Below are 18,759 nucleotides of genomic sequence, written 5' to 3' on the forward strand. Positions count from 1 at the left end.
AGGTTTCACAAAGGAGGATGAAAACCACCCCCCCAAGCCCCCCCTTGTTAAGGGGGGGAAAGTTCCTTTGGTGCTCAATGGCCAACGGCAATCCCCCCCTTTGTTCAAGGGGGGGCATGGGGGGGTCATTTTCGGATGAATGTGATTTATGAAGTCTGATATGTTGAAAGTCGGTGTCCTTGCATCAGGGAGAGGTTCTAACCTTCAGGCAATTATTGATGCATCTGAAAAAGGAGACATTGATGCAGTTGTCGCAGTTGTTATAAGTGATAAATCTGATGCGTATGCCCTTGTGCGGGCAGAGAAACATGGGATACCGAATATCCATATCAATCCAAAAGACTATAGAAATAAAGAAGAGTACGAACTTGCTATTGCAGTAAAACTCAGGGAATATGATGTCAGGCTTGTTTTACTGGCCGGCTACATGAGGGTAGTTACGAAGGTTTTAATAAATGCCTTTAATGGTGACATTATGAACATACATCCTGCACTCCTCCCCTCATTTATTGGATTACATGCACAGAGACAGGCTATTGAATATGGTGTCAGATTCTCAGGCTGTACAGTGCACTTTGTAACTGAGGATGTTGACGGCGGTCCTATAATCAATCAGGCAGTTGTTCCGGTTTCGGCAGATGATACAGAAGATACCTTGTCCGCAAGGATACTTGAGCAGGAGCATATTATTTATCCGGATTCTGTACAACTTTTTGCAGAAGGGAGATTGAAGAGAGAGGGCAGAAGGATACTAATAGTCTGAACCTACAATTAAAAGGGGGTGTGCTATGGAAGACAGGAGAAGAAACAGACGGATTCGTATGGTTTCACATCTGGAAGTAAAATTTCCGGACAATGGTTCCAGCATAAATGCCTTCACAACAAACGTCAGCAGAGAGGGACTTGGTTTCTGTACAGGAAAAGAGATAGAAGAGGGCCGGAACATAGAAGTAAAGATATATCTTGATCAGCCTTCCAACAAACAGGTCATTGAAACACTTACCGGAAGGATTCAATGGGTGAAACAGATAAGCAGGATATATGAAGCCGGCGTGAGGTTTGCAGATTCTGATTTGAGAAACCATCCATTCCTATCACAGCATGTAACAATATAACCTAACTTCCCCCTCACTTGACGGGAGGGGGTTAGGAGGAGGGTGGGCTACGCTGATATCGTTTGAATTGCCATTCAATAAATGGGGGGTTAGCTCAGTTGGGAGAGCGTGGCGTTCGCAATGCCAAGGCCACCGGTTCGATCCCGGTACCCTCCACCAATTAAATCAACGGGTTGCAGTATTAGCGGCAACCTGTTTTTCTCTGAATGTCACCAAAATGTCACCTGACCTATCCAATATATCAACGCCATGCCTCAGAGATTCAGTATTATGATGGGCATACCTTTGAGTCATTCTGATATCCTTATGCCCTAAGAGCTTGGCTACTGTGTAGAGGTCAACCCCGGCCTGAACCAGTCTTGTTGCAAATGTATGTCTCAAATCATGAAAGCGCACATCTTCAAGACCTGCCTTTTTTCTTGCAACATAATAGGCCCTCAACAGGTTACTGGCAATAATCTTTATACCAGCCTGTGAGGTAAAGACATAACCGGATATATGCCGTATCTTACTTTTAGACTTCAGAAGATCTAAGACAGTTTGGTTAATAGGTATAGTTCTCTTTTCTTTGTTTTTTGTGATTAACAGGGTTACGTTTCGTTTAAATAGATCAACCTGAGACCACTGAAGGGAAAGTATCTCATCCTGTCTCATACCTGTATTAAGGGCAAATATTATAATGTCCCTTAACTGGGGTGTAGAGGCATCAAGGAGGCGTTTTTCTTCTTCTGATGTAATCCACCTCTCAATTTCATTCTTAGGTCTGTCAAGCTTGATTTTACTGAAGGGGCTGGTGTCTATCCACTCCCACTGTAAGGCCAGATTCATGGCATGGCGCAATACCTCTAATTCCCTTGAGATAGTTGAAGGCTTGATCCCTGCTTTTATCCTGAGAGATTTATAATCAGATATTTTTGCAGGTGTGATTTCTAATAACATAAACCCTTCAAAGAAGCCTGAGAGACGCTTGAATGCAGACCCATCTCTAACCTGTGTTGTTGGTGTTTTGTTAATCTTTGAATGTTCTGTCATATACTTTTCTCTGAGTTCCTCAAATGTCCTTTTCCTTCCCTCATTAACAAACCATTCCCTAACAGAAGTTATATATTCAGTCCGAACCTGAGCCTCTAAATCTTTATCCTTAAACTTCTCGAATACTGCCCTGTTCTTTCTTGGTATCTTAGAGAACAAAAGCTGTAATCCACCTATAGAGGCAATCTTGCCGTCATCCTCAAAGTTATAGAACTGTAGCCTGTCAAAATAAGAGACAAGACTTACAGGGTCATCAGCCACATCCTCTAAGGTCCCTTTGTAGCCTCGTATTTGTATTTCAAACCGTGTAATCTGTTTACCGGATTTAAATATATCTATTTCACATTTTGAAACCTCACCCCCTTTTTAAGCCTTGCATATATTTCTTTTGTCTTGTCATAGATTCTTATCGAGGAGAATCCAGCTATACTCCAGAAGGACATCTACAAGCATTTCCTCCCGGGAGAAAAAAGCGATATCTCCAGTATTCTATGGACGTTGGAAAGTGAGGGACTTGTTATCCGGAAAAAGAAAGGCAGCACCTACCAGCTCTTCATTAAAGAACCAGCGTCTGAAGTCTTGGAACAGGCGAAGGATATTCATTTCTCATAAAGTCCATACCTTGATATGGTCTCACCCTTAAAAGTTTTTTAAAACGTCTTTTACGAAGTTGTTTAACCTCTTACCTGTGCACGGAGATGAAAAGAGGATAGTTGAAAAATAATAACCAGTTTGATATATTCAACCCGTGAGATACCGGTTGGGCTACAGCCCCTATAACCGGTATCTGACGCCCGCCCTGCTGTAGAGGGAGTGAGTGCCCATAAAGTTATCTTTCCCATATCAGTTTCCTCAAGGGGATTGGGGGTGGCATCCCAATCGTAGAACATTACAACTATTGGAAGCGATCGGAGTAACGCCGTCTATCCCTTTCTTATCTTTCAGCAACTATAAAATAGTTGCAATATCTTTTCTCCTGTGCTATCATCAATCCATGAGCAAAACCGACAAACTGTTACAGCGCTTCCTGTCAAAGCCGAAGGACTTCACCTTTGAGGAGCTGTGGAAAGTCCTTAAAGACTGTGGATATGAGGAGAGAAAAACCGGCAAGACGTCGGGATCCCGGGTAGCCTTTTACAATAGAGAACTGGATGACATGATCAAGTTTCACAGACCGCATCCGTCATCTATCATGAAACAGTGTTACCTGAGAGAAATTGAAAAACAGTTAAGAGACAAAGGGGTATTAAAATGAGCGATTCAATGACTTATAAAGGCTATATCGGCACTGTCCACTACAGCGAAGAGGACGAGGTTTTTCACGGCAAGATAGAGGCCATAAACGACCTCATCATGTTTGAAGGAACGAGCGTTAAAGAACTTAAGAAGACGTTCCATGAAGCCGTTGATGATTACATTGAAACATGCAAGGAGATGGGCAGGGAGCCACAAAAACCCTTTAAAGGCAGCTTCAACGTAAGGATACCCTCTGACCTTCACAGAAAAGCAGCAGCAAAGGCTACCATGATGGGTGTATCCCTGAATCAACTCGTACAGAAGGCATTGGAAGAAAAGGTAGCTGTTTAAGTAAAAATCATGGCTCCGGACCTTGGGTACGGCCTTCCCTTTAAAAGCCCCTTGAAACGCCTTTTACGAAGTCACCTACACTTCCTACTTGTGCAGGTAGATAATAAAGATGAACGATTGAAAGATCCATTACAGTTTGATATATTCAAACCGTGAGGTAGCGGTTGGGCTACAGTCCTCATAACCGGTATCTGACGCCCGCCCTGCTGTAGAGGGAGTGAGGGCCCAAAGAAGGCACGCTGAATAGTGTGTCTTTATTTTTAGGTATGGAGGGAGTAACTATGTTTCAAAGAATAACCTTTGATCCTCAGATCATGGGCGGAAGGGCCTGCATAAGGGGGATGCGGATTCCGGTATCTGTTATCGTCGGCCAAATAGCCCATGAAACTACAGTTGAAGAGATACTCCGGGACTACCCTGACCTTACCCGTGAGGACATCACAGAGGCCATTGAATATGCTGCCTGGTTAGCCCAGGAGGAAGTCCACGCCGGTTAGCAGAATGAGATTCCTTGCAGACATGGGCGTTTCCATGAGAATTGTCGAGTGGCTCCGCTCAAACAATCATGACGTGATTCATCTCCGTGAACAAAATCTTCACAGACTCCCTGATAACGAAATATTCGAAAAGGCGATTACTGAAGACCGCATCATACTTACCTTTGACCTGGACTTTGGTGAGATAGTAGCCGTATCCAGGGAGAGACAGATAAGCGTCATCCTATTCCGCCTCCGCAATACGACTACACCGTTTGTCTTGAAAAGGCTTGAAAAGGTAATCACCGAATCTGCCGAACTCCTCGAAACGGGTCATATCATCATTGTTGAGGAGGCCAGATACCGTATCCGAAAGCTTCCCATTTAAGGCAATCTCGCCACTATCCGCCTTTATGCCACACAGGCTCTTGATAACGGGTAGTCAATTATGATAAGTTTATGAAGTGCCGAATCTGTGTATCCGATGTTGGATACTGTTCCTTCGGCACCATTCCTTCTCCCATAATAATTGACAGCCAAGTAAAAACTTCGCCGGCGGACGACTTCGTAAAAAACTTCATATGCAAGGCGCACGAATCCTGAGGAATGAGGCGTACTTGTAGTTACGCCGCAATGACGAAGGATGAAGTGCAACGCCGCACGCCCAGAGGGCACCCGCTTTTGACGAAGCCGTCAATGAAAGGTCTTGTTTAATGCAAGGGGCTTCTGATAAAACGCTACTGCCCTGTTATGCTCTGCAAGGTTTTTTGAGAATTGATGGGTACCGTCATTCTTTGAGACGAAGTATATATAATCCACATTTGCCGGATACAGTGCAGCACGGATGGATTCAATGGATGGACTGCCGATCGGGCCCGGAGGGAGTCCACGGTTCACGTAAGTATTATATGATGATTTCATGGTCAGATGTTCTTTTTTCAGGTCGCCGTCAAAACCTTTGCCGAGTGCATAAATAACTGTAGGGTCACTCTGAAGCGGCATCTTCATTCTAAGCCTGTTATGAAAGACTGCGGATATAAGCGGCCTGTCACTTTCTGAGACTGCCTCTCTTTCAATTATTGATGCAAGTGTAATAACGTCCTTCTCTGACATCCTGAGTTTTGTTGCCCTCTCTTCAAGGTCAGGAGTAAATGCATTTTTAAACCTCAGCACCATCTTCTTTACCATCTTATTTGGATTGGTCCCCTTAAAGAAATAGTATGTGTCTGGATATAGAAAACCTTCAAGGTCAGGGACATTTATATCAAGTAAGTCTATTAAATCCTTGTCTCTTGTAAGCTCCTTAAATTTCACTGCATCAATAAGGCCCTGTGACTCAAGTATCTCAGCAATCTTATCAATACTATAGCCCGGCTGGATCATCACCTTACGGTAATTTACCTTACCATATTTAAAGAACAGGAGTATGTCGAAAAGATTCCTCTTCGGAGGAAACACATATTCTCCGGCCATTATCTCCTTTTCAGATACCATAACCTTTCCGGCGATGAGAAATAAGGTACTACTCCTGATGAAGCCCTGTTCCTCAAGATTTTTTGCTATCCATCTTAGAGTAACCCCTTCCGGTACATAAAACTCACGGCCCTCTGAATTATCAATTTTAAGAGTTGTAAAAAAACTACTATAACCTGTTATGGTCAACAGTAATATCAATACTGCTACTACACCTATTATGGCTGCGACCTGGCTGATTTTAATTTTCATCGTCATCCGAAAATCCTCGTTGCTCACCCCCACCCTGACCCTCCCCCCTCAAGGGGGAGGGAATTATGAGGTTTCCTCTGCTGCTTAAATAATCCTGCAGGATTATCACTGCTGCCAGCTTATCAATTACCTTCTTACGTTTGCCCCTGCTCATGTCTGCATCAATCAATGTTTTCTCAATAAACTTAGTGCTCAGCCTCTCATCAAAGAGTTTAATTGGAATTTTTATCTCCTGTTTAAGTTCTTCGACAAATTTACTGACCTTGTCACCCTGTATGCCCATAGTCCCGTTCATCATAACAGGCATACCTATAACTATCTCTTCAACGTTATATTCTTCGATAATATCTTTAATCTGTGTGAGATAATTTTGAGAAGCTCGGTCTATAGTAAGCAGGCTGTGTGCAGAGATTTCAAGCTCATCACATATAGCAACACCGATTCGTCTGTCTCCAACATCAAGGGCAAGGATACGCATTTTTCATCCAAAAGTCTCCATAGCTCACCCTCCCCCTAACCCCCTCCCGTCAAGGGAGGGGGAATAAACGTAGCACCCTCCCCCCTCAAGGGGGAGGGGATAATAAGGAAAGAGGGCAGCCATTCACTACTTGCTGTTTTCCTTCTTAATTCTTACATCTGCTTACTGCTCACTGTTTACTACTCAGTGCCTTTATTCTCTTCCAGCTTTTGCAGGCGGCCGGTTAATTCCTGCACGTTCTTTTCAAGTGTTTCAATATCTTTCCTGTTGGGCAGGTTCAGTTTTTCAAGGGTCTTCTGGACAATATCGGTAACCTTTTTATCAATCTCTTCTGTCCCCTTTTCTGCCTTTTCCATGACCTCTTTCAATAGTTTAGCACCGTCACTCTGATTCAGCTCACCCTTTTTCATAAGCTCTTCCACAAGCTCCTTAGCTTTCTCCTGCGCCCCAAGTCCGGCCAACAATGCTTTACGAACAGTATCAAACATAAAATGCCTCCTTTAGTTGCTCCCCCTCACCCTACCCCTCTCCCGCAAGGGGAGAGGGAATCCCTTCTCTTATTTTTTATCTTACTTCTAACATCTTGCTTCTTGCTTCTGAATTCTTACCTCTTGCTTCTGCTTATCTCCGCCACCACCTCAACCACCTTTTTCATCGCCTCCTCTAATCCCTCCGGCCGTTTGCCTCCAGCCTGGGCCATATCCGGCCTGCCGCCGCCGCGGCCGTCAACAAGGACAGCGGCATCTTTTATTATCTCCCTCGCATCAAATTTGGAGACAAGGTCTTTACTTACCATAATTACGATTGATGCCTTTTCATCCTTCTCTGTTCCAACTGCAACTATCCCGGAATTTATCTTAGAACGGAGTGTCTCTGCAAAATTTCTGAGTTCCTCAGCAGTCATTGGCTCTGCCTTCTTTGCAATCACCTTTACACCGTCCACATCACAAATCTCCGAGGAAATATCCTTTGTCTTTGATGCAGTCAGTTGACCCTTCAACTGCTCTATCTCTTTCTCCTGCTCTTTTAATTGTATTGTCAGCCTCTCTGCCCTTGTCCTGACCTCAGCAGGTTTTGCCTTTAATATTTCGATAAGCTCTGAAACTGTTTTTTCCGCCTCTGTTAGATATTTTAAAGATGCCTCACCTGTCAGCGCCTCAATCCTCCTGATGCCTGATGCAACACTGTTTTCAGCAACAATCTTCACAACCCCGATATCTCCGGTGGCCTTAGCATGAGTGCCGCCACATAATTCTTTACTGAAATCCGGTACCTGTACGACCCTTACATTGTCTCCATACTTTTCCCCAAACAATGCCATAGCACCTGTTTTGAGTGCCTGATTAATATCCATCACGTCTGTATTAACCCGACTGTTCTCACGTATCTTTTCATTCATCAATTCTTCAATCCGTGTAATCTCTACATCTGAAAGGGGTTTAAAGTGCATGAAATCAAAACGGAGCCTGTCCGGGGCCACATGGGAACCGGCCTGTTTAACATGCTCTCCTATAACCTGTCTTAATGCAGCATGGAGTAAATGAGTTGCAGTGTGGCTCCTTGCCGTTGCCTGGCGTGAAGACTTATTTACCTTTAATATCCACTCCTCACCGACACTTACAGAACCGGAGGTAACCCGTACCTTATTGACGATAATGTCAAGCGGCTTAATGGTATCAAATACATCAATGCCGCCGGCCGGACCAATCCCAATTCCCTTATCCCCAACCTGGCCGCCCGACTCTCCATAAAAAGGTGTGGTATCGAATACAAGCTCAACCTCATCACCTGACGATGCTGTGTTTACAATACTGCCGTCTTTTATTATGGCAAGCACCTTCCCTTTGTGTTCAATATATTCATATCCGACAAATCTTGTAGAGACAGATGTCTTCAATGTTTTATATACAGGCTTTATCTTGTCTTCACCAAGTCCTGCACGCCTTGCACGCTCTCTCTGTGCCTCCATTGCATTATTAAAACCTGCCTCATCCAGAATAAGGTTATGTTCCCTTGCTATCTCTGTCGTAAGGTCAAGCGGAAACCCATAAGTATCATACAACTTAAAGAGTTCATCACCCGGCAGAAGTCCGTCTCCATTTTCCTTAGCCCTCTTTATCACCTCATCCAGTATCTTCATCCCCTGCTCGAGCGTGTGAATAAATCCCTCTTCCTCTCTCCTTGTAATCGCAGAGATAATATCCCTGCCTGTATTAAGCTCAGGATATGCACCCTTCATTCCCTCCACAATATAATCAATACCCTTGTATAAGAATGATTCATGCAAACCAGCGAGCCTGCCGTGTCTGCTTGCCCTGCGGATTATCCTCCTCAGGACATACCCCCTGCCTTCATTGGAAGGGATAACCGCATCACTTATTAGGAATGTGATTGCCCTCAGGTGGTCTGCAATTACACGCAGAGACGTACCATGTTCTGAATTGTATGGAATGTTGAAATCATGAGACAATGCCTTGATTACCGGCCCAAAAATATCTGAGTCATAATTACTCTTTACACCCTGAACAACAGCCGTGACCCTCTCAAGCCCCATGCCTGTATCAATTGAAGGTCTTGGAAGCGGTATAAGTTCACCATTGGGTTTTCTTTCATACTGCATAAACACAAGATTCCACAACTCAAGGTATCTGTCACAATCACAGCCGATAGCACATTCCGGCCTGCCGCAGCCTACCTCCGGTCCCTGATCTATTAATATCTCAGAGCATGGCCCGCATGGCCCTGTGTCACCCATCTGCCAGAAGTTATCCTTTTCACCAAGCCGCACAATCCTTTCCCTTGGAATGCCGACTGTTTTTTCCCATAATTCATAAGCCTCATCATCTTTTTTATAGACAGAAACGTATAATTTATCTGCCGGAAGAAGCAGTACCTTTGTAAGGAACTCCCATCCCATTTCAATAGCTTCTTTCTTAAAATAGTCCCCGAAGGAAAAATTGCCCAACATCTCAAAGAAGGTGTGATGTCTCGCTGTATATCCTACATTCTCAAGGTCATTGTGTTTTCCACCTGCCCTGAGACACTTCTGTATTGAAACTGCCCGTTTATAGCTCCTCTCCTCTTCGCCGGTAAAGACCCGTTTGAACTGAACCATGCCGGCATTCGTAAACAGGAGTGTCGGATCATCCTGAGGCAGGAGGGATGAACTCGGAACTATTGCATGCCCCTTGCCGGCGAAATACTCAAAGAAAAGTTTTCTGATGTCGTCAGATGTCATACTCTTTCTCAATCTCCCTTATTGTGTCCCTTATAATATCATAGGAAAAACCCCTGCGTCTAAGATAATCTGAGAGTTTCCTTAACTCTTTCCCCCGAAAATCACCCCCCCACCCCCCCCCTTGAACAAAGGGGGGGATAGCCGGATTCGCTTCTGACTTCTTGCTTCTTACTTCTAACTTCTTACCTCTAAAACTTAACCTCTTACCTAATGCCTTCCTTGCTATATCCTTTTCATCATACTCTTTGAAAATCCTGCTGACCGCCTCATCCGTTATCTCTTTATTAATCCCCTTCTCCTTTAATCCCTGTTTGATTAAATCAGGACCAAACTTCTTCCTCTTTACTGCCTCATAAGTAAATTTATATGCAAACAGCTCGTCATTTATATATCCCTCAGACAGTAATTTACTGATGACCTTATTGACACTGCCTTCCGTGAACCCTTTTTGTGAGAGCCTTTCTCGTAGGTCTTTTACACTCCTGTCACATATACTCAATAAATTTAAGGCAGATGAGTAGGCTGTTTTGAATTCATCCGGATAGAACCCCATCCCCACCCTGCCCTCCCCTTGAAGGGGAGGGTTTTTTGTATCCTTCCGTGAGCCTAATGTTTGCGAGGATTCATTATCGATTGTATATCTGTTTGTCTTCTTGCTTCTCACGCCCACCCTCACCCTAACCCTCTCCCTGAGGGAGAGGGAATTTTAGACTTAACTATTCACTACTCACTATCTTCTCATCTCTCCTGCCATCTCATATCACTAGCAGACTGTATGCCTTTTACTTTTAATGCAAAATCATCCGGATTACTGCACCGTCTGAGGGCCTCTTCATAACTTATCAGCTCTGCCTTGAATAATTTATAAAGAGACTGATCAAAGGTCTGCATACCATACTGAGATGCACCTGACGCAATAAGGTCCTGAATCTTTCTGGTCTTTTCAGGGTCTATTATACATTCCTTTATAGTTGCTGTTGCAATCATAACCTCTACTGCCGGCACCCTTCCTTTGCCATCTCTTTTTGGAACAAGCCTTAATGAAACTATCCCCTTAATTACAGAGGCAAGCTGCATCCTTATCTGTTTTTGCTGATATGGCGGGAAGACTGCAATTATCCTGTTTATAGTCTCTGTTGCATCTACTGTATGCAAGGTGCTCATTACAAGGTGGCCTGTCTCTGCGGCAGTAAGTGCAGTTGAGATGGTCTCGAAGTCACGCATCTCTCCTACGAGTATCACATCAGGGTCCTGACGCAGTGCACTTCTTAACGCATTTGCAAATGTGTCTGCATCATTACCAATCTCCCTTTGATTGATCAGGCTCTTCTTATCCCTGTAAAGAAACTCGATCGGGTCTTCAATTGTCATGACATGCATTGTCTTATAAATATTTACATGCTCAATCATTGCCGCAAGCGTGGTGGATTTACCGCTTCCGGTTGTACCTGTGACAAGGATTAAACCACGTGGTTCTAATGCAAGTTTTTCCAGTATCTTTGGGAGGCCGAGTTCTTCCACAGTCAGAATCTTCATGGGTATTACCCTGAAGACCATTCCTATAGTGCCTCTCTGCTGAAATACATTTACCCTGAAACGCCCAAGCCCTGCAACTCCATAAGATAAGTCAATCTCTTTCTTCTCGATAAACCGCTTCTTTTGCGTATCAGACATTACAGCAGACACTATTGCAATTGCATCCTCCTGCGTTATCCTCGGCAAATTCTCAAGCGGAGTAAGCTCCCCATTTATCCTTGCAATAGGGAGCGATCCGACCTTAACATGCAGATCAGATGCATTCTTTGAAACAACCAATGTAAGGAGTTCGTTAATGTCCATTTTGTTTATCCAATATCCGAAAACAACCCCATCCCCACCCTAACCCTCCCCTCAAGGGAGGGGGGATTTTTATGGGCAATCTTACTTCTTGTTTCTAGCTTCTTGCCTCTTCCTTCTGCTACCTGCTCCCTGCTTACTGCTTACTTTCTGAGCCTTCCGCCTTATTCAATCCGCAGGCCTCTTTTATTCGGACTTCTACATCCTTCGCTAAAGCAGGGTTATCCCTTAATGCAATGCGTGCATTCTCCCTGCCCTGGCCAATCCTCTCGCCCTTACATGCATACCATGAACCGCTCTTCTCAATTACACCTTTCTCAACGCCAATATCTATTAATTCACCAAGCTTTGAGATGCCTTCATTAAACAGTATGTCAAACTCCGCCTGTTTAAATGGTGCTGCAAGTTTGTTCTTTACAACCTTCACCCTTACCCTGTTGCCTGTAATCTCCTGTCCTTCTTTTATCGTTTCAATCTTCCTTATGTCCAACCTTACAGATGAGTAAAACTTCAGTGCATTACCGCCGGTAGTAGTCTCAGGATTTCCGAACATGACCCCAAGCTTCATCCTTATCTGGTTGATGAAGATCACAGTTGTCATGGATTTGCTTATAGAGGCCGTGAGTTTTCTTAATGCCTGGGACATCAGCCTTGCCTGTAACCCCATGTGGGAATCCCCCATCTCGCCTTCTATCTCCGCCCTCGGGACAAGCGCGGCTACAGAGTCTACAACAATTACATCCACTGCCCCGCTCCTTACAAGAGTCTCCGCTATCTCAAGCGCCTGTTCACCGGTATCAGGTTGTGAAACGAGCAGGTCATCTGTATTAACACCAAGCTTCTTTGCATATCCTATATCAAGTGCATGTTCAGCGTCTATAAAGGCCGCTGCACCGCCGTTCTTCTGTGCCTCTGCAACTATATGCAGGGTAAGGGTTGTCTTACCTGAAGACTCAGGCCCGAATATCTCTATAACCCTTCCCCTCGGCATTCCACCGACACCAAGCGCTATATCAAGGCCTAGTGAGCCTGTTGATATAACCGGTAGATCTGCAAGCGGCCCGCTTGTCCCCAGTCTCATGATTGCCCCTTTTCCGAACTGTTTCTCAATCTGCGAAAGGGCAAGGTCCAATGCCTTTATCTTCTGTTCTCTCTCTCCCATGGTCAATCTCCTTTCAATTGCAATAAATAAAGTTCTGTATATAAAGCGCCTTCAGGTCTCAGGTCGCTCTTTATCAGATGAACGGCTGAGACACTGAAACCGCCAATCTCTGTGTTTCTATCTCCATCCATAATTGCCGATAACTGCGATAAATTTCTATTAGACCTTACACGTCCCAATGTAATGTGCGGCGAGAATCTTCTCTTTTCAGCGGGAAACCCTATCTCTTCAAGTTGATATTCAATACCTCTCTGAATCTTAATAAGGTTATTTCCGTTTTCATTTAAACCTATCCACATAACACGGGGATGCCTTCCACGCGAAACCACCCCCCCTACCCCCCCCTTGTTAAGGGGGGGAATTGGGGGGGGGGGTGGAAATACGCCGATGCCCGATACCTGAAGTGAAAAAGGGGTTATACCGGCACAGGCAATGTTCATCGCTGTCTCAATCTTTGCAACCCTCTTTTCCTCAATCTCTCCAAGAAATTTCAATGTCAGGTGCATCCCATCCGGTTTTGTCCACGAAACATCAGCGCCGGATCTCTTCATCCTCTCCTGTATGGCAGACATCTTCTTCTTTATATCTTCAGGAATTGCTATTGAAATAAAACATCTCATATTTATCAAGCTGCTATCGTGTCATTCTCTAAGAATCTTCTTATCATATCCAAGGCCGCCTCTGATGTCTTTAACTTAATCTCCCCTCTGTCACCGGTAAATAAAAATTCCTTACATTCTACACAACCTGATGCAGATAAGGCAATGTAAACAAGTCCAACCGGTTTTACTTCACTCCCTCCGGTCGGTCCGGCAATGCCTGTAATCCCTACTCCAATATCCGTACCCCTCAGTCTCCTTATCCCTTCTGCCATTGCAACTGCTGTCTGACCGCTCACTGCCCCATGAGTCTTTATAATCTCTTCAGGAACTTTTAATAATTCAATCTTGGATTCATTGCTATAAGTAATCACACCGCTATCAAAATAATCCGAACTGCCTGAGACATTTGTAATCCTATGGGCAACAAGCCCGCCTGTGCAGGACTCTGCCGTGGAAATCTTCCAGCCCCTTTGTTTAAGCAGAATGCCTATGACCTCTTCAAGAGATACGCTCATCTGACAATAACCCCATCCCCACCCTAACCCTCCCCTTGAAGGGGGAGGGGATATTCTTAGAAACCCTCTCCCTCAGGGAGAGGGTCCGGGTGAGGGTGGGGTTTTTCTTTTATTACCTCTTACTTCTTACTTCTTGCTTCTGCTCACTATGCCTTCACCATGCCAGCACCCAGCCTAACACCCTTAGTAATAAATTTGCATAAACACCTGCCATAATATCATCCAGCATTATACCCCATCCGCCTCCTAATTTCCTGTCAATTGTTCTTACAGGAAAGGGTTTTATAATATCAAAAATACGGAAGAGAATAAAACCTGATATTATGAATTTTATTCTACCCGGCCCATTTGAGAAGAAAGCAAGTGATACCAGCATACCTGCAATCTCATCTATTACAATATTGGAGCAGTCTTTTTTCTGATAAATTACCTCTGCCTGTGCAGATATATAGACCCCGATACCAAATATCAAGACAACTATAGTTATATATGACGAATATGATATGTTCTGTATGAGTAAGTATAAAAGAATTCCAACAAGGCTCCCTGCAGTACCCGGCGCTAATGGTGAATAGCCTGAATAGAATCCTGTGGCGAGAAATTTAATTATTTGTTGACGCTGAAAAATACCCACATAAATGAGCTATAATTGATGCATGATACTAACATTAACTGATTTCTTATGTCAATACTGAATACCTCCACTGCCGCCACTTCCTCCGCCTGGTGCAATCCTTGATGAAAAGTCATCGAAGAACTGGTCATTTGCTGCGGTGCTGTCATAATAACCATGTATACCAATCTCCTCCGGCCTCCTCGTATCAAAATTTACAGATGTCAATGTACCATCAATAATCGTCTGTGGGGCAATGACAGATTGCCCCGGTATCTTCCAACCCCAGACAACAAGATTAAAATTGCTGAAATTCCAGTTGACTGTATTTCTTGGGTAGGCATCCTTCCCCTGTACATATCCTGTAATCAGATTTTCCCGTATCCTGTTGCCGAATCCATCAAGGACATAATTACCATTACCGTCTGTCTGATACCTTTCCTGAACAGATACTACTATGGTTGACCATTCTTCCAATTTGTCATCTTCTACAACTCCATCTGCCTCAGTTAATTTCTTATAATCCATTAAGATATACGATGAACTGCTGTTTATCTTCCTCCATAGAATAATATATACGTCACCATCCATTATGGTATCAAAATTAGAGTTAAGGTTATTTACCCATGCCGGCTTGTGTGCATCACCCCTACCGATGGAATGGAAGAAAGAAATACCATAAAATCTGTCATCAGAAGTTCCTGATGTATCATTGGTATCAAGCCTGAATGATAAACCAAGCATGAAATGGTCTCCTTTCCCTCCCTCAGATTCAACCTTAATTTTTGCCTGTAAGTCATAGCTCAAAAGGCCATCAGAGTTTGTCCATTGAACTGCAAGGTCAGGAAGGTCAGGATTACCATCCCATTTAAGACTAATGAGGGCCTCCTTTCCTGTCAGGTTTAATGCAGGCTCACCATCTGCCGGCCCGCCGCTCAGGATTGAAGCCCCTCCCGCATTAATATTCCAGTTATTATTCAGGTCAGTACTGCTTGTAAAAGGCTCACTGTAGGACTTGTTAATCTTGTATGTTATCTTTCTCCTGCTCTCCGCATAACCGCCTTCATTGATGATGCCGGTAGACTCAAGAAGGGTGTATGAAGAATTTGTGTCATCTATTGACAGGCTGAACTTGTCACCATTGCTCATAGTGAAAGTTTTTCCATGCAGATTTGTTGCAGCCGCAGCATGGTCTGTCTTTATCTGTGGTATGGCATAATTACCGCCGGATTCAGCAAGGTAATATGCCCTCATCTGGTAATTCGCAAACAGCTCCCCAAGTGTTGACCCTGTTGTTAGATATAAGACAGCAGAAGCCAACACTGCACTTACGGTAATTGTAACGATTATCCATATCAGGACAGAGCCGGCGTTGTTAGTAGTCTCAAGGCAGCCTTTTTGATTATTTATAGTTTCACCCGAAAATCCCTCCGGCGGGGTAAGAAAACCCCGCCTATCCATGCCTAAATTGAGTATAGGCGGGACATTCTTGTCCCTCTGATTTTCATGCCCCTTTGTGAAACCCCGTTTCATGACGGTTCACCCGAAAATACACCTAATTGTCTGTCATGGTTCGACAAGCTCACCATGACACCTTGGCTGTCATCCTGAGCCCTTCGACTTCGCTCAGGACAGGTTTGTCGAAGGATGATTCCATTTTCATCCCCGTTAGTAATCGCCTCACCCATGGCCTATAACCTCTTACCAATTTTCTAAAGATTTCTTGGTACGACACGCCCTGTAAATGAAGAATTGACATTGTCTGCCCCCTGAATTGTCAGGGTAAACTCTATAACTTTTCTGGTTGATGTCCAGATTGTTTGTGGAGCACTGTTATAAGTATCACGATATGAAAGGGCAAAGTTGCTTACCCTGTCTGTCAATATATCCCCGTCTAAAATAAGCGGGTCATTTGCAGTGCCGGTCCATGAAATAGAATGAGAACCGGCCGTACCGTTTTTGTAAGCCTGAAAGGTAATACTCGTTCCAGTACCGGTTGTAACAGAGCTGATAAAATTAAGCTCTTTAACAATCCTGACCATTGCGGTCTGACCTTTATGGGCAGTTTTGGAATTAATCTTAGTAAATACGTAACCTTTAACAATGCTGACCACACCCATCACAGCAATAGCGCCGACAATACCGGCAAGAACGAGGGAGACAATTACCTCGATAAGGGTAAAACCGGTTTCAGTCGAAGTTAACCATTGCCCACCTCCACCCTGACCCTCCCCCCTCAAGGGGGAGGGAATAGATATAGCACCCTCTTCCCCCGAGTGTTCCTCTAATCTCCCCTCCCCTTGCGGGAGGGGATTAAGGGGAGGGGGTATTAACATTCTGCATTCCGCATTCTGCATTTCTTCTCTCATTGCTTTGCAAACAATACTGTTAATATCTCACCAAGGTCGTTTCTTATTGTTACCTTTAACAAATTATTTGCACCCGTATCATCCGTTGCCTCAGTCTGGCCGGCAAATTTAATATAGCGGTTATTAATAACATAGTATTGGCCATAAGAATTATTCTGGTTTGTTGCCTCAGCCCCGATATTGGTCTTAAGTGTGACAAGATTGGTTGTATAATTTTTCAGGTAATCTGCTGTGATATTTTCCATAACCTGTTGATGGTTAAATGCCTTATTTAAGCGGACTACAGGGTTTGAGCTTGAGGTAAATGTCTTTCCAAAGTATGAGTATAAGACTGCACCAAGCATTCCTGAGATTACAAGGGTAATAATTATTTCTATAAGGGTAAAGCCGGTTTGATTATAATATAACCCCATCCCCACCCTAACCCTCCCCTTGAAGGGGAGGGAATTGCAGGAAGAGGGAATTTCGTTCCTAACGTGCCTCATTGTATAAACCCTGTGTTCTTTGTCACAGTAATCGTCTCAGACCCTGAGAGTATAATCACCTTGTTTGTACTTCCGGGACTGCCCCAGTTATCATAAGAAATAGTTGTGCCTGCACCGGAGGTTATTGTCACACCACTCTGTAGATTATGTATCGCTGAACTCTCATTTGGAAGATTGGTGGTTGCTGTGACACCGTTCTTTAAAAGCGTATAAGAACCTGATGAGAAGGAGATTCCCCACGGTACTTCATCGCTCATAGCCCTTAACTGGGCATACCGGAGATGGCTTTTCACAATATCTGCCTCTGACGTCACACTATAAGAGGCAGTGGAAGACAATTTAGTAATAGCCACCGCTGATATAATCCCTATAATCGTAAGGATTGCGATTACCTCAATTAAGGTAAAACCGGAGTTGTTGCCGGAATGGGATTTCTTTATTAATAACATTAGAAGACCATGAAAATCAAAAGAAACAAACATGAGCCACAGGCTCACAAATAATGATGAGGATAGGTGGAACAAGAATGACCCACCTATCCTTGGTATATTTCTGGATAGGCGGGGTTTTCTTACCCCGCCGGAGGGATTTTCTAATGATCCTTAATACGTATACGTCCCGCTAACCCCTGTCACTGCCGTACCCTGTACCTCGGAAACTGCAACAGTTACTGTTTTTGTAGTTCCTGTGCCGCCGGTACAGTTGAACTTAAAATCACCTTCTGTGGTAGCGGTGGTCGGGCATGAATCTGCGCTGATTGTATCCATATAGGTTACTAATGCCGCACCATTGGCAGGCTGTGCACCATTATTTACAAGCATATAGTTGGCAAGACCTTGGGCAAGTCTCCCTTTTACCTCAGCCACCTGACCCTGCCCTGCCTTTTTACGGGCCTCATCCTGTAGCCCCATATATTTAGGTACCGCAATTGCTGCCAGAATACCAAGGATCACCAGAACAGCAATAATCTCCATTAATGTAAAACCCTTCTCATTACCCAGAATACTTCTCTTTTTCACGTGAAAACCCTCCTCGATGACTGTGCTATCGTTGTATTGCTAAAATATAATTTCTCTGCTATTGCATTTATTATACCACTATAAAAAAGTACTGTCATTTTACTGTAGAATTACTGTAAAAAACTTTTAATGATATTCACTTCCCTCTGTACAGCACAGATCATATCCTGTATTTCATCACCTTTCTGACCTTTAACCACATCTTCCATCCGTTTTAAAATATTGGAAAGCCGTTCAGCCCCGAGGCTCATGGCTCCTCCCTTCAACCCGACTACTACACAAAGTAATTTCTCATAATCTCCGCTCTTTATAAATCCATTCATCTCCTGTACTGCTGATGTCCCTCTCTGACTCAGTACATCCAACATCTCCTTATAGGTATCCTCCCCAATCTTGAGTTTAGACATAACATGTTCTTTATCCAGAAAGACAGGGGGAGTGGATCTAAGTATCCTCCCAACCTTATCTACCAGTACAGCGGCATCAACAGGTTTTATTATATAATCC

At 43.9% G+C, this 18,759-nt stretch carries 24 protein-coding genes and 1 tRNA gene; 7 read left to right on the forward strand and 18 right to left on the reverse strand.

Features of this window, described 5'->3' with window-relative positions; translation table 11 throughout:
* Positions 1-148: 148 nt before the first annotated feature.
* From HZA08_14355 to HZA08_14365, 3 genes are all read left to right on the forward strand, one after another.
* The gene (locus HZA08_14355; GenBank protein ID MBI5194598.1) at positions 149-763 is read left to right on the forward strand and encodes a phosphoribosylglycinamide formyltransferase; all 615 of its coding nucleotides are present in this window, start codon (positions 149-151) and stop codon (positions 761-763) included.
* Between the two features lie 25 nt (positions 764-788).
* A complete protein-coding gene (locus HZA08_14360; GenBank protein ID MBI5194599.1) occupies positions 789-1,115 on the forward strand; it encodes a PilZ domain-containing protein in 327 nt (108 codons plus the stop codon).
* A gap of 83 nt (positions 1,116-1,198) precedes the next feature.
* Positions 1,199-1,274 (forward strand) — tRNA-Ala (locus HZA08_14365).
* Between the two features lie 6 nt (positions 1,275-1,280).
* Here the strand turns inward: HZA08_14365 and HZA08_14370 are convergent.
* Positions 1,281-2,408, reverse strand: a complete 1,128-nt coding sequence (locus tag HZA08_14370; protein ID MBI5194600.1) for a site-specific integrase — start codon at positions 2,406-2,408, stop codon at positions 1,281-1,283.
* Positions 2,409-3,141: 733 nt separating this feature from the next.
* On the opposite strand from HZA08_14370, the gene HZA08_14375 reads away from it, so the two are divergent.
* The 4 genes from HZA08_14375 to HZA08_14390 all read left to right on the forward strand — a co-directional run bounded on the left by HZA08_14375 (position 3,142) and on the right by HZA08_14390 (position 4,598).
* Positions 3,142-3,402, forward strand: a complete 261-nt coding sequence (locus HZA08_14375) for a type II toxin-antitoxin system HicA family toxin (GenBank protein MBI5194601.1) — start codon at positions 3,142-3,144, stop codon at positions 3,400-3,402.
* Complete coding sequence (locus HZA08_14380; protein ID MBI5194602.1) at positions 3,399-3,734, forward strand: type II toxin-antitoxin system HicB family antitoxin; 336 nt, start codon at positions 3,399-3,401, stop codon at positions 3,732-3,734. The genes HZA08_14375 and HZA08_14380 overlap by 4 nt, the downstream gene beginning before the upstream one ends.
* 281 nt (positions 3,735-4,015) lie before the next feature.
* Complete coding sequence (locus HZA08_14385) at positions 4,016-4,231, forward strand: DUF433 domain-containing protein (GenBank protein MBI5194603.1); 216 nt, start codon at positions 4,016-4,018, stop codon at positions 4,229-4,231.
* A gap of 4 nt (positions 4,232-4,235) precedes the next feature.
* Complete coding sequence (locus HZA08_14390; GenBank protein ID MBI5194604.1) at positions 4,236-4,598, forward strand: DUF5615 family PIN-like protein; 363 nt, start codon at positions 4,236-4,238, stop codon at positions 4,596-4,598.
* 305 nt (positions 4,599-4,903) lie between these two features.
* Here HZA08_14390 and mltG read toward each other — a convergent pair whose 3' ends face one another.
* From mltG to HZA08_14475, 17 genes are all read right to left on the reverse strand, one after another.
* Entirely contained in the window at positions 4,904-5,962 is a 1,059-nt protein-coding gene (gene mltG / locus HZA08_14395; GenBank protein MBI5194605.1) for an endolytic transglycosylase MltG, read from the reverse strand.
* Complete coding sequence (gene ruvX / locus HZA08_14400) at positions 5,925-6,413, reverse strand: Holliday junction resolvase RuvX (protein ID MBI5194606.1); 489 nt, start codon at positions 6,411-6,413, stop codon at positions 5,925-5,927. Before ruvX ends, mltG begins: the two co-directional genes overlap by 38 nt.
* A gap of 179 nt (positions 6,414-6,592) precedes the next feature.
* Positions 6,593-6,901: a phasin family protein gene (locus HZA08_14405; GenBank protein MBI5194607.1), complete on the reverse strand. Its 309-nt coding sequence runs from the start codon at positions 6,899-6,901 to the stop codon at positions 6,593-6,595.
* A 116-nt stretch (positions 6,902-7,017) separates the two neighbouring features.
* Positions 7,018-9,651: an alanine--tRNA ligase gene (gene alaS, locus HZA08_14410; protein MBI5194608.1), complete on the reverse strand. Its 2,634-nt coding sequence runs from the start codon at positions 9,649-9,651 to the stop codon at positions 7,018-7,020.
* Positions 9,641-10,204: a regulatory protein RecX gene (locus tag HZA08_14415; protein ID MBI5194609.1), complete on the reverse strand. Its 564-nt coding sequence runs from the start codon at positions 10,202-10,204 to the stop codon at positions 9,641-9,643. Before HZA08_14415 ends, alaS begins: the two co-directional genes overlap by 11 nt.
* A gap of 185 nt (positions 10,205-10,389) precedes the next feature.
* Complete coding sequence (locus tag HZA08_14420) at positions 10,390-11,490, reverse strand: type IV pilus twitching motility protein PilT (protein ID MBI5194610.1); 1,101 nt, start codon at positions 11,488-11,490, stop codon at positions 10,390-10,392.
* Positions 11,491-11,623: 133 nt separating this feature from the next.
* Positions 11,624-12,649 (reverse strand): recombinase RecA, encoded by a 1,026-nt coding sequence (gene recA / locus HZA08_14425; GenBank protein MBI5194611.1) that lies wholly within the window; start codon positions 12,647-12,649, stop codon positions 11,624-11,626.
* A 2-nt stretch (positions 12,650-12,651) separates the two neighbouring features.
* Positions 12,652-13,269, reverse strand: a complete 618-nt coding sequence (gene thpR, locus HZA08_14430; protein MBI5194612.1) for an RNA 2',3'-cyclic phosphodiesterase — start codon at positions 13,267-13,269, stop codon at positions 12,652-12,654.
* A gap of 5 nt (positions 13,270-13,274) precedes the next feature.
* Positions 13,275-13,766 carry a CinA family protein gene (locus tag HZA08_14435; protein ID MBI5194613.1) on the reverse strand — a complete coding sequence of 164 codons (492 nt, stop codon included), beginning with the start codon at positions 13,764-13,766 and terminating at the stop codon, positions 13,275-13,277.
* 154 nt (positions 13,767-13,920) lie between these two features.
* Positions 13,921-14,400, reverse strand: a complete 480-nt coding sequence (locus HZA08_14440; GenBank protein MBI5194614.1) for a phosphatidylglycerophosphatase A — start codon at positions 14,398-14,400, stop codon at positions 13,921-13,923.
* Between the two features lie 51 nt (positions 14,401-14,451).
* Positions 14,452-15,912 carry a hypothetical protein gene (locus HZA08_14445; GenBank protein MBI5194615.1) on the reverse strand — a complete coding sequence of 487 codons (1,461 nt, stop codon included), beginning with the start codon at positions 15,910-15,912 and terminating at the stop codon, positions 14,452-14,454.
* The gene (locus HZA08_14450; protein MBI5194616.1) at positions 15,909-16,067 is read right to left on the reverse strand and encodes a hypothetical protein; all 159 of its coding nucleotides are present in this window, start codon (positions 16,065-16,067) and stop codon (positions 15,909-15,911) included. The genes HZA08_14445 and HZA08_14450 overlap by 4 nt, the downstream gene beginning before the upstream one ends.
* Before the next feature lie 24 nt (positions 16,068-16,091).
* Positions 16,092-16,736, reverse strand: a complete 645-nt coding sequence (locus HZA08_14455; GenBank protein ID MBI5194617.1) for a prepilin-type N-terminal cleavage/methylation domain-containing protein — start codon at positions 16,734-16,736, stop codon at positions 16,092-16,094.
* An 8-nt stretch (positions 16,737-16,744) separates the two neighbouring features.
* On the reverse strand, positions 16,745-17,161 hold the full coding sequence (locus HZA08_14460) for a prepilin-type N-terminal cleavage/methylation domain-containing protein (protein ID MBI5194618.1): 417 nt from the start codon (positions 17,159-17,161) through the stop codon (positions 16,745-16,747).
* 68 nt (positions 17,162-17,229) lie between these two features.
* A complete protein-coding gene (locus tag HZA08_14465; GenBank protein ID MBI5194619.1) occupies positions 17,230-17,682 on the reverse strand; it encodes a prepilin-type N-terminal cleavage/methylation domain-containing protein in 453 nt (150 codons plus the stop codon).
* A 153-nt stretch (positions 17,683-17,835) separates the two neighbouring features.
* Positions 17,836-18,234, reverse strand: coding sequence for a prepilin-type N-terminal cleavage/methylation domain-containing protein (locus HZA08_14470; protein ID MBI5194620.1), 399 nt, complete (start codon positions 18,232-18,234; stop codon positions 17,836-17,838).
* A gap of 128 nt (positions 18,235-18,362) precedes the next feature.
* Positions 18,363-18,759, reverse strand: a 397-nt coding sequence (locus HZA08_14475; GenBank protein ID MBI5194621.1) for an Hpt domain-containing protein, incomplete at its 5' end; no start/stop codon positions are given.

The organism is Nitrospirota bacterium, assembly GCA_016212215.1.
Taxonomy (GTDB): Bacteria; Nitrospirota; 9FT-COMBO-42-15; order HDB-SIOI813; family HDB-SIOI813; genus JACRGV01.

Coding starts and splice junctions, on each gene's coding strand:
- HZA08_14355 (MBI5194598.1), top strand. CDS start 149: ATGAAGTCTGATATGTTGAAAGTCGGTGTCCTTGCATCAGGGAGAGGT.
- HZA08_14360 (MBI5194599.1), top strand. CDS start 789: ATGGAAGACAGGAGAAGAAACAGACGGATTCGTATGGTTTCACATCTG.
- HZA08_14375 (MBI5194601.1), top strand. CDS start 3,142: ATGAGCAAAACCGACAAACTGTTACAGCGCTTCCTGTCAAAGCCGAAG.
- HZA08_14380 (MBI5194602.1), top strand. CDS start 3,399: ATGAGCGATTCAATGACTTATAAAGGCTATATCGGCACTGTCCACTAC.
- HZA08_14385 (MBI5194603.1), top strand. CDS start 4,016: ATGTTTCAAAGAATAACCTTTGATCCTCAGATCATGGGCGGAAGGGCC.
- HZA08_14390 (MBI5194604.1), top strand. CDS start 4,236: ATGAGATTCCTTGCAGACATGGGCGTTTCCATGAGAATTGTCGAGTGG.
- ruvX (MBI5194606.1), bottom strand. CDS start 6,413: ATGCGTATCCTTGCCCTTGATGTTGGAGACAGACGAATCGGTGTTGCT.
- HZA08_14405 (MBI5194607.1), bottom strand. CDS start 6,901: ATGTTTGATACTGTTCGTAAAGCATTGTTGGCCGGACTTGGGGCGCAG.
- alaS (MBI5194608.1), bottom strand. CDS start 9,651: ATGACATCTGACGACATCAGAAAACTTTTCTTTGAGTATTTCGCCGGC.
- HZA08_14415 (MBI5194609.1), bottom strand. CDS start 10,204: ATGGGGTTCTATCCGGATGAATTCAAAACAGCCTACTCATCTGCCTTA.
- HZA08_14420 (MBI5194610.1), bottom strand. CDS start 11,490: ATGGACATTAACGAACTCCTTACATTGGTTGTTTCAAAGAATGCATCT.
- recA (MBI5194611.1), bottom strand. CDS start 12,649: ATGGGAGAGAGAGAACAGAAGATAAAGGCATTGGACCTTGCCCTTTCG.
- thpR (MBI5194612.1), bottom strand. CDS start 13,269: ATGAGATGTTTTATTTCAATAGCAATTCCTGAAGATATAAAGAAGAAG.
- HZA08_14435 (MBI5194613.1), bottom strand. CDS start 13,766: ATGAGCGTATCTCTTGAAGAGGTCATAGGCATTCTGCTTAAACAAAGG.
- HZA08_14445 (MBI5194615.1), bottom strand. CDS start 15,912: ATGAAACGGGGTTTCACAAAGGGGCATGAAAATCAGAGGGACAAGAAT.
- HZA08_14450 (MBI5194616.1), bottom strand. CDS start 16,067: ATGGGTGAGGCGATTACTAACGGGGATGAAAATGGAATCATCCTTCGA.
- HZA08_14455 (MBI5194617.1), bottom strand. CDS start 16,736: ATGCAGAATGCGGAATGCAGAATGTTAATACCCCCTCCCCTTAATCCC.
- HZA08_14460 (MBI5194618.1), bottom strand. CDS start 17,161: ATGGGGTTATATTATAATCAAACCGGCTTTACCCTTATAGAAATAATT.
- HZA08_14465 (MBI5194619.1), bottom strand. CDS start 17,682: ATGTTATTAATAAAGAAATCCCATTCCGGCAACAACTCCGGTTTTACC.